Genomic DNA, 12,540 nt, shown 5'->3' on the forward strand with positions numbered 1-12,540 from the left:
GGCCTGGAAGCAAGCAAAAAGTAAAAAGGCACAAGGAGGAACTTATTTTACTTTTACTTTTCAATGATATCCTCTGCGTCTCAGCGTCTCTGCGGGAGAATTACTAATTCTTATGTAAGTGCCATTCCTTTTAAGTGCATTGCCCCCATAATAAGGGGCTTCATCTGCCTTTGACGTGATGGCGTTCCACGATATCATCGAAATAAACCTCACATGCAGTAGAACTATAAATTGGGCCGGGGAAATCCCCATAGCACATTTCATTATGAGCCTTCAGGCAGAACAGCAAAGGGCAAACATCTTCTGGATACATATCAACTATATCTCTCTTCCGGACATTTGTCCGGATTTTCATACCGGTTACCAATTATCTTGAGCCGGTAAAGGTCAATGTTATCAGTCGTTAACTTTACGATAGTATAAGGACTTCTCGCGATAAACTCACCACCTGAAAAGCAATATCTCACGATTGCATTCCCTTGGTATATAGGTGATCCTTCACGTTTCTTATAATCATATGCTATAATATCACCACGTATATCCCATTCCCATTGATATCATACATACCTGTGCATACGTTGATGATATTGGAGCCGTCAACCAACTCCCCATTATCGTTAAATTGGAGGTTTTGGATTTCACGACCATAAAACATTTTCTTTAAAACCGGGTCCCAGGACCTTAACTTGATTTTCACTACCCCCTCCGGATGCCCTTCGATGGCTTTCGCCAGACTTACGCTGGACTTACGCTAGCAAAAAATATGGCATCATGACTTATTGATATTATGTTGGTTATAAACTATGAATGAAAAGATAGTTATTTCCGCCTCAAGGAGGACAGATATTCCTGCCTTTTACATGGATTGGTTCATGGAAGGGATCGAGCAGGGAAATTTTACGGTTCAAAATCCGATTTCCGGACAGGTTATATCAGTACCGGCTACAGCGGATAGAGTCCATACCATAGTGTTCTGGTCAAAAAATTTTGGCCCTTTTTTAGCTGCTGGATACGGGCAGGAGTTGATCAGGAAAGGATTTCACCTGTTCTTCCATTTTACTGTCAACTCCGAAGATCCGCTCCTTGAGCCTGGCATCCCATCCCTTGAGGAGAGATTGGAGCAGGCGCTCAACTTGAGCCGGGAATTTGGTCCGGAGGTTATCTCCTGGAGATTTGACCCGATCTGCTTTTATCAGGACAGCCGGGGAAAGGTGAACAACAACCTTCAGGACCTTAATCGCATAGCAGAAGCTATGGGTTGCGCGGGTATCAGGCGGTGTGTAACCAGCTTTATGGATGATTACAGCAAAGTTCAGAGACGCACCCGTGTCCGGGCGGGATTACAAGGATTCAAGTTTATCTACCCAGACCTGCGACAGCAAACCGAAATCGTCCTGATGCTGGCAAAAAAGCTGGCTGCGCACTCGATAAACCTTTATACCTGCTGCGAGAAGGACCTGTTGAGCTTACTTCCTCCTGATTCAGGAATCAGAGCAAGCTCATGTATCCCGAATGATTTTCTGCAACGCCTTTTTGGCGGGCATATCTCTTTATGGACGGATTACGGGCAGCGTCACAGTAAAGGCTGCAGGTGCAGTGTTTCACGGGACATCGGCTCGTATCATCTTCAACCCTGCTATCATAGGTGCCTCTACTGTTATGCCAACCCGGCTGGCAGATAAAAGACTGCCGTTGCAATCTACCGGGTAATTTTGCTGATAAGCAGGAAAACCAGGGTTACAATAACGCTTATGATGATGCTGCTGGTAACCGGGAAATAAAAGTGGAAATTGCCCTTTTTAATATAAATATCGCCCGGCAGTCTGCCAATAAGAGGGACCCTGGGACCATAAGCAATAAAGATCCCCCCAATCACGAGAATAAATCCCGCGATAATCAGCAACCTGCCGATTGGAGCCAAAGTATTCATCACCCTCCTCATTATTATTGTACTACCCGGAAAAAGCAGTATTATCCGGGATAAGGTCTGGAGTAATTATCCAGTCAAGAGTCCATTCGCCGCTCACATCCCTGCTCAGGCAGGCGATGCTCCCCATGGTGAAATTGATCAGGCTGGCGTCTTCCGAGCCACAAAGCAGCAATGAGGCAAGCTTATCGAGAAAAGGAAGATGGCCCACAAGAGCGATATTCTCCTCCTTTCCCATCAGCCAGCTTTCAATCGGAGTGACATCGTCACCGGGACTCAGGCCGGTGCGCTCTTTTACCTTCTGCGTGAGGCCAAGCGATTGTGCAAATATCTCTGCCGTCTCTTTGGCTCGCAGCTTCTCACTGTGCCAGATTTCGGCTATGAACAGCTCTAGTCTGGCTGCATATTCAGAAACCTTCTTCATACTCTTTCGTCCGGAATCGGAGAGATGCTGAAGAGGATCTTCTAGCTGGTTTTTGGGCTGGGCATGCCGGATAAGGTATAATTTCATTGTGAATTCCCCTTTATCGTGAGAAAATAATGTTTCACTAGATTATCTCTCATTTCTTATGGTAAAATCAAGCTCTAACTCCTGGCTCCACGTTGTTCTGCTGTATTATGGTTCATTTCCGATGGGAAAGAAGAAGCAGGCCGAAAAAAATAAAAGGGGAGAAGTCCTGGAGATCTGTCACCAGGATTAAACCTCTGTTGCGGATAGATATTTACTTGATAATTAAATGTTCTTCATTCATAATTATGCACTTTACACATTGCTACCAGGAGGAGTCATGAAACGAAAATCCTTAATCGTTTTGAGCAGTTTACTTGGAGTTATTATCCTTCTTTTTCAGGGGTGCGGCGATAGTAACATGTTTGATGGCATCTCTGATGACAGCGGCGAGGCCGCAAGGATGGAGGATATCAGGAAGAATTTAAATTCAGGGAATTTCGATGGAGTTATTGCTGCTCTGGGAAGCAAGGCCAGCCTGACCGATCAGGAGCGCCGGTATCTGGCATCCGCTTACGTGGGAAAGGCAGGGTTTGATACCCTTAAGCTGCTGGAGGAAATAGCCAAGGAGGATGAATCAGGTAATGATGTGGAGATTTATGATGCTATTGCCGGTATTTTCGGTAAAAATATGGATGAAGGACAACTCACCAGTAAAGTCGATCTGATCGGCAAAGCATTAGCTGTCCTCGGCGCTCCCAATACGAACAACCGGAGCCGTTACCGGTCAGAAGGCTTTACCGCAAATGATGATATCCGGCTGCAAAGAGGGATCTACGCAGCCATACACGCAATTCTCAGTATTTCCCTGTCGATTGCTCAGGAATATGACCTCGGCCCTGTTATTCCGCTGACCATTGATGAAATGAAAACGGCGCTCGCTGCCAAGCAGCCCCCTATCACGAAGATCGATCTGACAGCCGTGCCCCCTGGCCTGAATCAGGACCTTTGGCTGGTGAAGGATGGCGTAGAAGCCCTGAGTGGAGGTAAGCTGATCGGCACAGATGAGGTTAACGACAACAGCAAAAACGACATAGATCGGGAGTTTAGCAAATTTTTAAATGACCTGGGCTTTCTTCAAAAAGACCCTGCGACTCCGGCCGATCCAGAGACAGGATCCGTGACTGGCAATGAGCTTTCGAAATATCTCAACCACTTACTATGGCCTCAAAGTTACTCGTTATAGGAAGGTGATCGTCTGGTTATCCCCTTCGCCCCTCCCCGGGGGTGAGGGGGGACTTTTCGTCCTCCTTAAGGACTCTCGAAGATATGAGGAGAACAATACATATGAAAACAGCATGTTTCAGGTTCCGGTTATGGAAAATCATTGGAGTGACCATTCTGTTACTGGCTGCTGGTTCTGTCCAGGCGAAGGAAATGCCAAGCTTCTGGAAAGGAGTCCGTCCGCTTGGGATGGGCGGGGCATTTACGGCTATCGCTGATGACCACAATGCCTTATTCTGCAACCCTGCAGGTCTGGATAAAGTACCCCATTGGAGCTTTGCCGTGTTGAATCCGATGATTGAGATCGGAGAGAATGGCCAGGAGCTTTATGAGGATATTCAGGATACCGACTTTGACAAGACAGAGGAGGTCACTGCCCTGCTGAGAAAACACATGGGTGAGCATCAGCATGTCAGGACTTCCCTTTTCCCTCATTTTGTTAAGCGACATTTTGGGTTTGGGGTGCTGGGACAGGGGGCGATCGATGCCGAAATTAATAACCCGCAATATCCGGAAGTTGACGCCGGCGCTCTGGTTGATGTGGCCGGAGTCGGTGGTGCAGGTTTTGGCTTTCTCCAAGACCATGCCCTGCGGGTGGGCATTACCGCCAAGTACATTCAGCGGCAGCGGTTGCAGGAGACTTACACACCCGCCCAGATAGCCAGCGATGACTTCGATCAAAGGATCGAGGATGATACCCTGGATGGTTCAGGTATCGGTTTTGATCTTGGTACTCTGTATACCTTTCCGGTTTTCCTGAAACCCAGCGTAGCCCTGGTAATTCAAAATCTTGGTGGAACCAGCCTGGGGGACGCCGGACAGATTCCCCAGCAGATCAACCTGGGCACAGGGCTCAATTATGAAAAGGGAATCATTTCGGTTAACGCCGGGCTTGATTTGATGGATATTACCAAGAACGTAAATGACGATGAGCATGATCTTTTCCGCAGGCTCCATATGGGAGCAGAGTCCTGGATTGCAAACCGACTGGCTTTACGGCTTGGATTGTACCAGGGGTATGCCAGCATCGGGATCGGCTTGAATCTTTGGGTTCTCAAGCTGGATTATGCTAATTATGCCGAGGAAATCGGCGCTTATGCCGGTCAAAGGGCAGATCGCAGACATGTAGTGCAGCTTTCCCTGGGATGGTAGGTAGAGGGCAGGTATGAGGGCTGTGCATGATAAATAAAATCAACCCGATGATCATCCCCGGCCTGACGGCATCAGAGGCCGCTCCCAAGCCGGGAGCGGGGCCTGACTTTGGCGCGATCCTGCAAAATTCCCTGTTCAATCAGGACAGGCAGAAGCCGTTGGAGATGGCAACTATCGAGCTGCTGTGCAGGACCCTGGAAATAATCCTCTCTGAATCCGAAAGCAATGGAAGTTTCCTGAGCAATGGGAGCTACCTGCCTTCATTGCCGCTGCCAGCCTTTTCATCCTTCAACTGGCCGACCTTATCCTTGCAGCAGCAGGATAGCCGGAATTTCACTCATGCCAGAGGCGTGCAGCAGCCAGGGAGGGCAGAGGAACAATTGCCGCTGTTGGCGGAACCTGAAATAACGAAGGCTGACATAAAGGATACAGGGCTGCTCAGGACCCTGGAGGAGCAAGGAGTATACGAAGAGCACGGTAGTCCTGCCCCTGGAGGTCGCATGGCGGCCTCTGGCGATCATGACATCGAAGGCATTGTACGGGAATCTGCAAACAAATACAACCTCGATCCGGCACTGATCAGGGCTATTATTGCCGTTGAAAGCAATGGCGATCCAAAAGCCGTTTCCCCGGCTGGAGCCCAGGGGCTGATGCAGCTTATGCCGGGCACGGCAGCCGAAATGGGAGTAACTGACCCCTTTGACCCTGTTCAGAATATCATGGGTGGAGCGGCTTATCTGCGCCGTCTGCTGGACCGCTATCAGGGGAATGTAAGACTGGCCCTGGCCGCCTATAACTGGGGCATGGGCAATCTCGAAAGCCGGGCAGGGTCCATGCCGAAAGAAACGCGAGACTATATTACCCGGGTTGAAGAAGCTTACTATCGGGCTTGAGTCGGCTTTACTCAATTTTCAGGAGCTCTCACGATTTCCAGCAGGGGGCTCCTGGCCTCTTATAAACCCACCCGTTTTTGCCTGCCGTAAAATTCACACCATACAGCGACACGATGAACACCAGCCGAAAAAAATAGGTTGACAACGTTAGAGAATACCGAATATGATAACCTGATAATTAGCCACGTATGAGAATAGTACAAGGAAGGAAAACGACTCTGGTAATTCCTTCTTTCCAAGGAGAATCCTCATGGGGAAAACTGCAGAAAGTTCAAAGTATTGGTTTGAAAAAGCCCAGAAGTACATCCCTGGCGGAGTCAACAGTCCTGTTCGGGCTTTCAAGGCTGTAGGTGGAAATCCACTCTTTATTGACCGGGCCAGCGGATCGAAGATTTACGATGCAGACGGTAACGAATATATCGACTACGTAGGTTCCTGGGGCCCCATGATTCTGGGGCATACCCATCCGCAGGTAGTTCAGGCGATTCAGGCTGCGGCTGAAAAGGGGTTGAGCTTCGGTGCCTCGACCAGCCTGGAGGTGGAGCTGGCCCAGCTCATTTGCCAGATGGTTCCATCCATTGAGCAGGTCCGGATGGTCAATTCAGGAACAGAGGCTGTCATGAGCGCCATTCGTCTGGCCAGAGGATATAAGGGCCGTGACAAGATTATCAAGTTCGAGGGGTGTTACCACGGCCATGTGGACAGCCTGCTGGTGAAGGCAGGCTCCGGGGCCACGACCCTGGGGATTCCCACCAGCGGCGGCATTCCCAACAGCCTGGCTCAGCACACGATTGCCCTTCCATTCAACGACATCGACCAGGTAAACCGCGTCCTTCAGGACTACCGCCGGGATATCGCCTGCATCATCGTGGAGCCTGTGCCCGGCAATATGGGTGTAATTCTTCCCCGCAAGGGGTTTCTCGAAGACCTGCGGGAATTGACGGAGCGGCATGACATTGTCCTGATCTTCGATGAGGTCATCAGCGGATTCCGGCTTGGACCGGGAGGCGCACAGGAGCAGTACAACATTAAACCTGATCTGACCTGCCTGGGAAAGATCATTGGCGGTGGTCTGCCGGTAGGTGCCTTTGGGGGCAAAAAAGAGATCATGCAGTGCCTCGCTCCCGTGGGATCAATCTATCAGGCAGGGACCCTGTCGGGAAATCCCCTGGCCATGAGCGCCGGGATAGCGACTTTGAAGCTGCTCACCAGTCCGGGCATATACCGGCAACTGGAGGAAAAGTCCGCCAGACTGGCCAATGGCCTCTTCATGTCCGCCAGGGCCGCCGGGTTGAATGTGTCAATGAATCGGGCCGGCTCGATCTTTACCCTGTTCTTTACCGGAGAAAATGTTACCGACTACACCTGTGCCCTTCGTTCCGATCAGGAGATGTTTGCCAGATATTTCCAGGGGATGCTGGAAGCCGGAATTTACCTGGCCCCCTCACAATTCGAAGCGGTTTTTGTTTCTCTGGCCCATTCGGATGAAGATATTGAACAAACCCTTGCCGCAGCCCGGAAGGTATTCGCTCATTTAGGAAAATAGGACCAAGCAGAAGTTCAGTGTTAAAAAGGTTATTTAAAAATAAGCTGGCAATTCTCGGCCTGATCATCATCGGAGCAATAATCCTTATGGCTCTCTGTGCCCCGGTTCTTGCTCCTCATTCTCCCAGCCGGATTGACCTTGCCTATCGTCTGGCCAAACCAAGCCCCACGCATCCTCTTGGCCGGGACAGCCTTGGCCGGGACATTCTCAGCCGGATCATCTATGGCAGCCGGATATCCGTGTGGGTCGGTTTCTCGACAGTCACCCTGGCTGCCCTGCTCGGTTTTACCTTCGGCTCGCTGGCTGGCTATTACGGTGGCTGGGTTGACGGTCTGATCATGCGGATTGTTGACATTCTGATGGCTTTTCCGGGGATTCTGCTGGCCATTGCCTTAATGGCCGTATTGGGGCCGAGCCTGAACAATGTTATTCTGACCCTGTGTCTCATCGGGTGGGTCAGCTATGCCCGCATGGTCCGGGGGCAGATACTTTCCCTGCGGGAAACCGAGTTTGTTCTGGCAGCCAAGGCACTGGGCCTTGGTCCTGTCCGGATCATCTTCGGCCATATCCTGCCCAATGTCCTTGGCCCGCTCACGGTCCAGGCCACATTCGGCATGGCGGGCAATATCGTGGCTGAAGCAGGCTTGAGCTTTCTTGGACTGGGAGTTCAGCCTCCGACCCCCAGTTGGGGAGCCATGTTGAATGAAGGAAGGTCGGTGCTGCTCAGTAACCCGCACCTGACAGCCTTTCCCGGCCTGGCCATTATGATTATGGTTCTGGGCTTCAATTTTATCGGTGATGGCCTGCGGGATGCGGTGGACCCGAAGTTGAAAATTTATTAAACCATACAATGCAGGCAAATATGAACGAGATACGGAAAAAAGTCGGGCAGATGCTCATGTTCGGATTTTCCGGGACTGAATTGAATGATTCTGTCCGCGCGATGATCCGGGAGCAGAAAATCGGCGGAGTGATTCTGTTTGCAGCCAATATTGTCGAACCTGATCAGGTCCGGCAATTGTGCCGGGATTTCCAGGACTGGAACCGGCAGGCAGGAAGTGAATTTCCCCTGCTGATTGCCATCGATCAGGAAGGGGGCAGGGTCTCGCGGATACCCTGGCTGGTGGAGCGCTATCCTGATCCTGTGCTTTTAGGAAACCGGAGCCTGGAGGATGCTTTTCAGTTCGGATACGGTCTGGCCCAAGAGCTGGCAAACCTTGGCATCACGGTCGATCTGGCCCCGGTCCTGGATGTCCTTTCCAATCCGGGAAATACCCTTCTGGCCCGGCGATGTCTCGGGACTGAAGCGAAAACGGTCGCTGATCGTGGAGAGGCAATGATCCGCGGGTTTCACGCTGGCGGAGTGCTGGCTACCGGCAAGCACTTTCCCGGACATGGAGATGTCACGGTGGATTCGCACCTTCGACTGCCGGTTTCCGACTGCACCCTGGAAACGCTTTGGCAGCGGGAGCTTGTTCCTTTTGTCCGGGCCATACAGGCAGGCCTTTCGATTATCATGACCGCTCACATCAAGTACACCCATCTTGATCCCGACTATCCGGCCACGCTCTCGCCAAAAATCATCCAGGGGCTGCTGCGCGGTCAACTGGGTTTTCAGGGGCTGGTGATCACGGACGATATGACCATGAAAGCCATCGCCCATCACTTCACCCCCAAAGAGGCGGCTCTGGCCGCGGTCAGGGCAGGCGCAGACATCGTTCTGGTTTGCCATGAACCGGATCAGCAGCTCCAGGCATGGGAAGCCCTGATGGACGGATATCAGCGGGATGAGGAGATCAGATCGGCAATCGATCTGGCCAGCCGGAGAATTATTGACAGCAAGTTGAGGAGGAATATCCTGCAAGGACATAAGAACATTGGCCACTGAAGGCGGCATCACAGAGTCGCCCTCATATAACTGGCCATTTATCAGTTACTGACCACTGGCCACTGATCACTGACCACTGTCTTTACTGACCACTGGCCACTCAAAAATACGGGGAGTAAATCATGTTTGTACCAATGGTTGACCTGGTTGGGGAATACCGCAGGCTGAGAGAGCCGATTCAAAAGGCTATCCAGTGGGTTCTGGAGTCGGGCCGCTTTATTCTGGGTCCGAATGTGGAAGCTCTGGAAGCGGAAATGGCGGCCTATATCACCACCCGCTACGCGATCGGGGTGGCTTCGGGAACTGATGCTTTGCTTCTGGCCCTGACGGCTGTGGGAGTGGATCGGGGAGATGAGGTCATTACCACTCCTTTTACCTTTATTGCCACGGCTGAGGCCATCTCGCATCTGGGAGCGCGTCCGGTATTTGTGGATATCGATCCCAGGACCTATAATCTTGATCCAGCACAGATCCGGGCCAGGATATCCAAAAAGACTAAAGCTATTCTCCCTGTTCACCTCTATGGGCAGCCAGCGGACATGGACCCTGTTCTGGACATCGCCCGGGAGTTTAACCTTAAAGTCATCGAGGATTGCGCCCAGGCTATCGGTGCGGAATATAAGGGAAGGAAGGTCGGATCTCTGGGAGATGCAGGCTGTTTGAGCTTTTTCCCAAGCAAAAATCTTGGCTGCTACGGGGACGGCGGCATGGTTCTGACCAGTGATGAGGAGATCGCAACCAAAGTTCAGCAGCTTCGCAACCACGGCAGTGAGCAGAAGTATGTGCATTCCATGCTGGGATTCAATAGCCGCCTGGATGAATTGCAGGCAGCTATCTTGCGGGTAAAGCTCCACGAGGTGGACCAAAACCGCAGGCTGCGCAATGAAAAGGTTGAAGAGTATAACCATTTTCTGCATGATAAAGTCATTACCCCTTATCAGGCTGAATTTGCACTCCATGTCTATAATCAATATACCATCAGGGTCCAGCACCGGTCGGAAATTCAGGAAGGACTGAAGGCCAAGGGGGTGGCCACAGCAGTCCACTATCCGATCCCTCTGCACAAGCAGCAGGTTTATCACTGGTTAAACTATGCGGATGACGATCTGCCCGAAAGTGTTGCTGCCAGCAGGGAGGTGTTATCACTTCCCATCTTTCCGGACATGACGTCAGAGCAGATTGCCTACGTTTGTCAAAGCCTGGAGGAGTTGCTATAGCCCCATCCCCTTCGTCGGTTATTCTTATGGTGGCCGGTGAGGCTTCCGGTGACCTGCATGGCGGAAACCTTGCCAGGGAGATTCTGGTCCGCCAGCCCGGGGCGCAGATTTTTGGCATCGGCGGGGCCAGAATGCAGGAGGCCGGGGTTCACCTGCTTCACAGCATTGACGATCTGGCTGTGGTCGGCATCTTTGAAGTGGTGCTCCACTGGCGGGCTATCCGGCAGACTTTTCGTTCTCTCTGTCAATTCATCCGGGAGAAGCGTCCCGATCTGGTGATCCTGATCGACTATCCTGATTTCAACCTCCGCCTGGCCAAAATAGCCAGACGTGAGCACATCAAGGTGCTTTACTACATCAGCCCCCAGGTGTGGGCCTGGCGGAGCTGGCGGATCAAAACCATTGCCCGGAACGTAAATACCCTGCTGGTGGTGTTTCCCTTCGAGATTCCCCTTTACCAGGGCAGCGGGCTGGATGTGCGGTTCATCGGCCATCCGCTGATGGACATCGTTCAGGCAGAGGCCGCCTGCCGGGCAGAAGCCGCCTGCCAGTCTGTTTCCGGGAGACGTGAAGATATCCGCCGACAACTGGGCGTGGACCCCAAAAGGCCAGTCATCGGCCTTTTGCCGGGCAGCCGCAGGAGCGAGATCGCACGGCTCTTGCCTCAGCTTCTGGGTGCAGCCGGCAAACTTTCCCGGCAACAGCCTGATCTTCAGTTTCTGCTGGCTTTGGCTTCGACCATCCAGCCAGCCGAGGTCGAACCTTATCTACGGGAGATCGATCCTTCAGTCACTATCCACTGCCGGACAAACAGTACCTACGATATCATCCGCGCTGCCGATCTGGTCCTGGTAAGCTCAGGCACGGCTACCCTGGAAACGGCACTTCTGAATACCCCCATGATTCTGGTCTACCGGCTTTCCCTGATAAGCTATGTCCTGGGAAGAATGCTGATCCGGGTTCCCTATATCGGTCTGGTCAACCTGGTGGCGGAAAAGAAAATCGTCCCGGAGCTGATTCAATATCAGGCCAACCCGGAAACAATCGCTTCCCTGGCAATGGATATTCTCAAGGATCACAAGCGGCAGGAGCGCATGCGCGAGGAGCTTCGAAAAATCAGGGATAAACTGGGTGAGCCGGGCAGCTCAGGCAGGGCAGCCGAGGTGGTCATGGAAATCTTGGGCAGCAATCCACAAGGGAAATACCTAGGCATGAGAGGGGAAAATTGAGAGGGGAAAACCGGTGACCTGGAAACAGACAAAGAAAAAATGGAAAAAGAGACTGCTCGATCTTGAACTCTTCCCCTGGCTTGGTGCCTGCCTGATCCGGTTCCTGGGCCTGACAGTACGAAAGGAGTGGATCGGAAGGGAGAAAGTCCATGATTTATGGAGCAGGGGTGAGTCTGTCATTTATGTCTTCTGGCATGGCCGCCTGCTGATGATGCCTCTGATCTGCCAGGGCAGGAAGGCCGGAGTGATGATCAGCCGGCATGGGGATGGGGAGTTGATCACCCGGATTATCCGCTATTTTGGCTATTATTCGGTCCGGGGGTCGAGCAGCCGGCATGGTATGGCTGCCCTGCGGGGATTGGCCAGGGAAATGAAGAGCGGATCAGATGCCGGTATTGCTCCCGATGGGCCGCGGGGGCCGCGATACCAGGCCCAAAGCGGAGCCATCCTGCTGGCCCGGCTGACCGGATGCCCGCTTGTTCCGGTGGCTTTTGGCGCTTCCGGCGGGAAATTTTTATCAACCTGGGACAGGTTTTTTATTCCTTACCCTTTTGCCCGCGGTGTGTTCATCTTCGATGACCCGATCTGGGTTGCCGGGGAAGAAGGCCGCCCGGCACTGGAGGAAAAACGGCAGCTCCTGGAGGAGCGGCTGAACAGAATTACTGAGCAGGCGGACCGGTATTTCGGGGGGTAACTGCTTCTCCCTCGCTCCTCTGGCACACATTTCGCACCCCCGTGGGGTCTTTTGTAGATAATTTCCCGGGCAGGTAATTTATTTCAACCTGCTGCCAGAGGCAGCAGGATAAATCAATATGTCGATGGAAAGCATTGCCTCGATGTCTTGGGGCAGCCAGCACGGTGCATGATCGATTCCAGGAGTGGGAGATAGGAGTGGCGGTAGATGGGGCCAATCGAGATGATAAGAAAATGATGCTCCCAACCCTGGAGGCTGATGT

At 52.1% G+C, this 12,540-nt stretch carries 12 protein-coding genes; 10 read left to right on the top strand and 2 right to left on the bottom strand.

The features are described from left to right. Positions 1-803 precede the first annotated feature (803 nt). The gene (locus AB1611_12865) at positions 804-1,682 is read left to right on the top strand and encodes a DUF1848 family protein (protein ID MEW6380481.1); all 879 of its coding nucleotides are present in this window, start codon (positions 804-806) and stop codon (positions 1,680-1,682) included. Positions 1,683-1,699: 17 nt separating this feature from the next. Here AB1611_12865 and AB1611_12870 read toward each other — a convergent pair whose 3' ends face one another. Then, on the bottom strand, positions 1,700-1,930 hold the full coding sequence (locus tag AB1611_12870; GenBank protein MEW6380482.1) for a DUF2905 domain-containing protein: 231 nt from the start codon (positions 1,928-1,930) through the stop codon (positions 1,700-1,702). Positions 1,931-1,952: 22 nt separating this feature from the next. Further along, positions 1,953-2,438 carry a phosphohistidine phosphatase SixA gene (gene sixA / locus AB1611_12875; protein ID MEW6380483.1) on the bottom strand — a complete coding sequence of 162 codons (486 nt, stop codon included), beginning with the start codon at positions 2,436-2,438 and terminating at the stop codon, positions 1,953-1,955. Positions 2,439-2,715: 277 nt separating this feature from the next. Here sixA and AB1611_12880 point away from each other — a divergent pair, with 277 nt between their 5' ends. The 9 genes from AB1611_12880 to AB1611_12920 all read left to right on the top strand — a co-directional run bounded on the left by AB1611_12880 (position 2,716) and on the right by AB1611_12920 (position 12,278). Then, the gene (locus AB1611_12880; protein MEW6380484.1) at positions 2,716-3,621 is read left to right on the top strand and encodes a hypothetical protein; all 906 of its coding nucleotides are present in this window, start codon (positions 2,716-2,718) and stop codon (positions 3,619-3,621) included. Between the two features lie 101 nt (positions 3,622-3,722). Continuing rightward, positions 3,723-4,811 carry a hypothetical protein gene (locus tag AB1611_12885; GenBank protein MEW6380485.1) on the top strand — a complete coding sequence of 363 codons (1,089 nt, stop codon included), beginning with the start codon at positions 3,723-3,725 and terminating at the stop codon, positions 4,809-4,811. Positions 4,812-4,837: 26 nt separating this feature from the next. Further along, complete coding sequence (locus AB1611_12890) at positions 4,838-5,704, top strand: lytic transglycosylase domain-containing protein (GenBank protein ID MEW6380486.1); 867 nt, start codon at positions 4,838-4,840, stop codon at positions 5,702-5,704. A gap of 250 nt (positions 5,705-5,954) precedes the next feature. After that, positions 5,955-7,250, top strand: coding sequence for a glutamate-1-semialdehyde 2,1-aminomutase (gene hemL / locus AB1611_12895; protein MEW6380487.1), 1,296 nt, complete (start codon positions 5,955-5,957; stop codon positions 7,248-7,250). A 17-nt stretch (positions 7,251-7,267) separates the two neighbouring features. Continuing rightward, a complete protein-coding gene (locus tag AB1611_12900; GenBank protein MEW6380488.1) occupies positions 7,268-8,092 on the top strand; it encodes an ABC transporter permease in 825 nt (274 codons plus the stop codon). A gap of 20 nt (positions 8,093-8,112) precedes the next feature. After that, positions 8,113-9,138: a beta-N-acetylhexosaminidase gene (gene nagZ, locus AB1611_12905; protein ID MEW6380489.1), complete on the top strand. Its 1,026-nt coding sequence runs from the start codon at positions 8,113-8,115 to the stop codon at positions 9,136-9,138. A 122-nt stretch (positions 9,139-9,260) separates the two neighbouring features. After that, complete coding sequence (locus tag AB1611_12910) at positions 9,261-10,355, top strand: DegT/DnrJ/EryC1/StrS family aminotransferase (protein ID MEW6380490.1); 1,095 nt, start codon at positions 9,261-9,263, stop codon at positions 10,353-10,355. Further along, entirely contained in the window at positions 10,328-11,584 is a 1,257-nt protein-coding gene (gene lpxB, locus AB1611_12915; protein ID MEW6380491.1) for a lipid-A-disaccharide synthase, read from the top strand. Before AB1611_12910 ends, lpxB begins: the two co-directional genes overlap by 28 nt. Before the next feature lie 13 nt (positions 11,585-11,597). Beyond that, positions 11,598-12,278 (top strand): lysophospholipid acyltransferase family protein, encoded by a 681-nt coding sequence (locus AB1611_12920; GenBank protein ID MEW6380492.1) that lies wholly within the window; start codon positions 11,598-11,600, stop codon positions 12,276-12,278. Positions 12,279-12,540 lie beyond the last annotated feature (262 nt).

It is taken from the genome of bacterium, from assembly GCA_040755755.1.
Lineage (GTDB): Bacteria > SZUA-182 > SZUA-182 > DTGQ01 > DTGQ01 > DTGQ01.

Excerpts from the sequence above, each read along its gene's own strand:
- AB1611_12865 (MEW6380481.1), top strand. The coding sequence starts at position 804 with ATGAATGAAAAGATAGTTATTTCCGCCTCAAGGAGGACAGATATTCCT.
- AB1611_12870 (MEW6380482.1), bottom strand. The coding sequence starts at position 1,930 with ATGAATACTTTGGCTCCAATCGGCAGGTTGCTGATTATCGCGGGATTT.
- sixA (MEW6380483.1), bottom strand. The coding sequence starts at position 2,438 with ATGAAATTATACCTTATCCGGCATGCCCAGCCCAAAAACCAGCTAGAA.
- AB1611_12880 (MEW6380484.1), top strand. The coding sequence starts at position 2,716 with ATGAAACGAAAATCCTTAATCGTTTTGAGCAGTTTACTTGGAGTTATT.
- AB1611_12885 (MEW6380485.1), top strand. The coding sequence starts at position 3,723 with ATGAAAACAGCATGTTTCAGGTTCCGGTTATGGAAAATCATTGGAGTG.
- AB1611_12890 (MEW6380486.1), top strand. The coding sequence starts at position 4,838 with ATGATAAATAAAATCAACCCGATGATCATCCCCGGCCTGACGGCATCA.
- hemL (MEW6380487.1), top strand. The coding sequence starts at position 5,955 with ATGGGGAAAACTGCAGAAAGTTCAAAGTATTGGTTTGAAAAAGCCCAG.
- nagZ (MEW6380489.1), top strand. The coding sequence starts at position 8,113 with ATGAACGAGATACGGAAAAAAGTCGGGCAGATGCTCATGTTCGGATTT.
- AB1611_12910 (MEW6380490.1), top strand. The coding sequence starts at position 9,261 with ATGTTTGTACCAATGGTTGACCTGGTTGGGGAATACCGCAGGCTGAGA.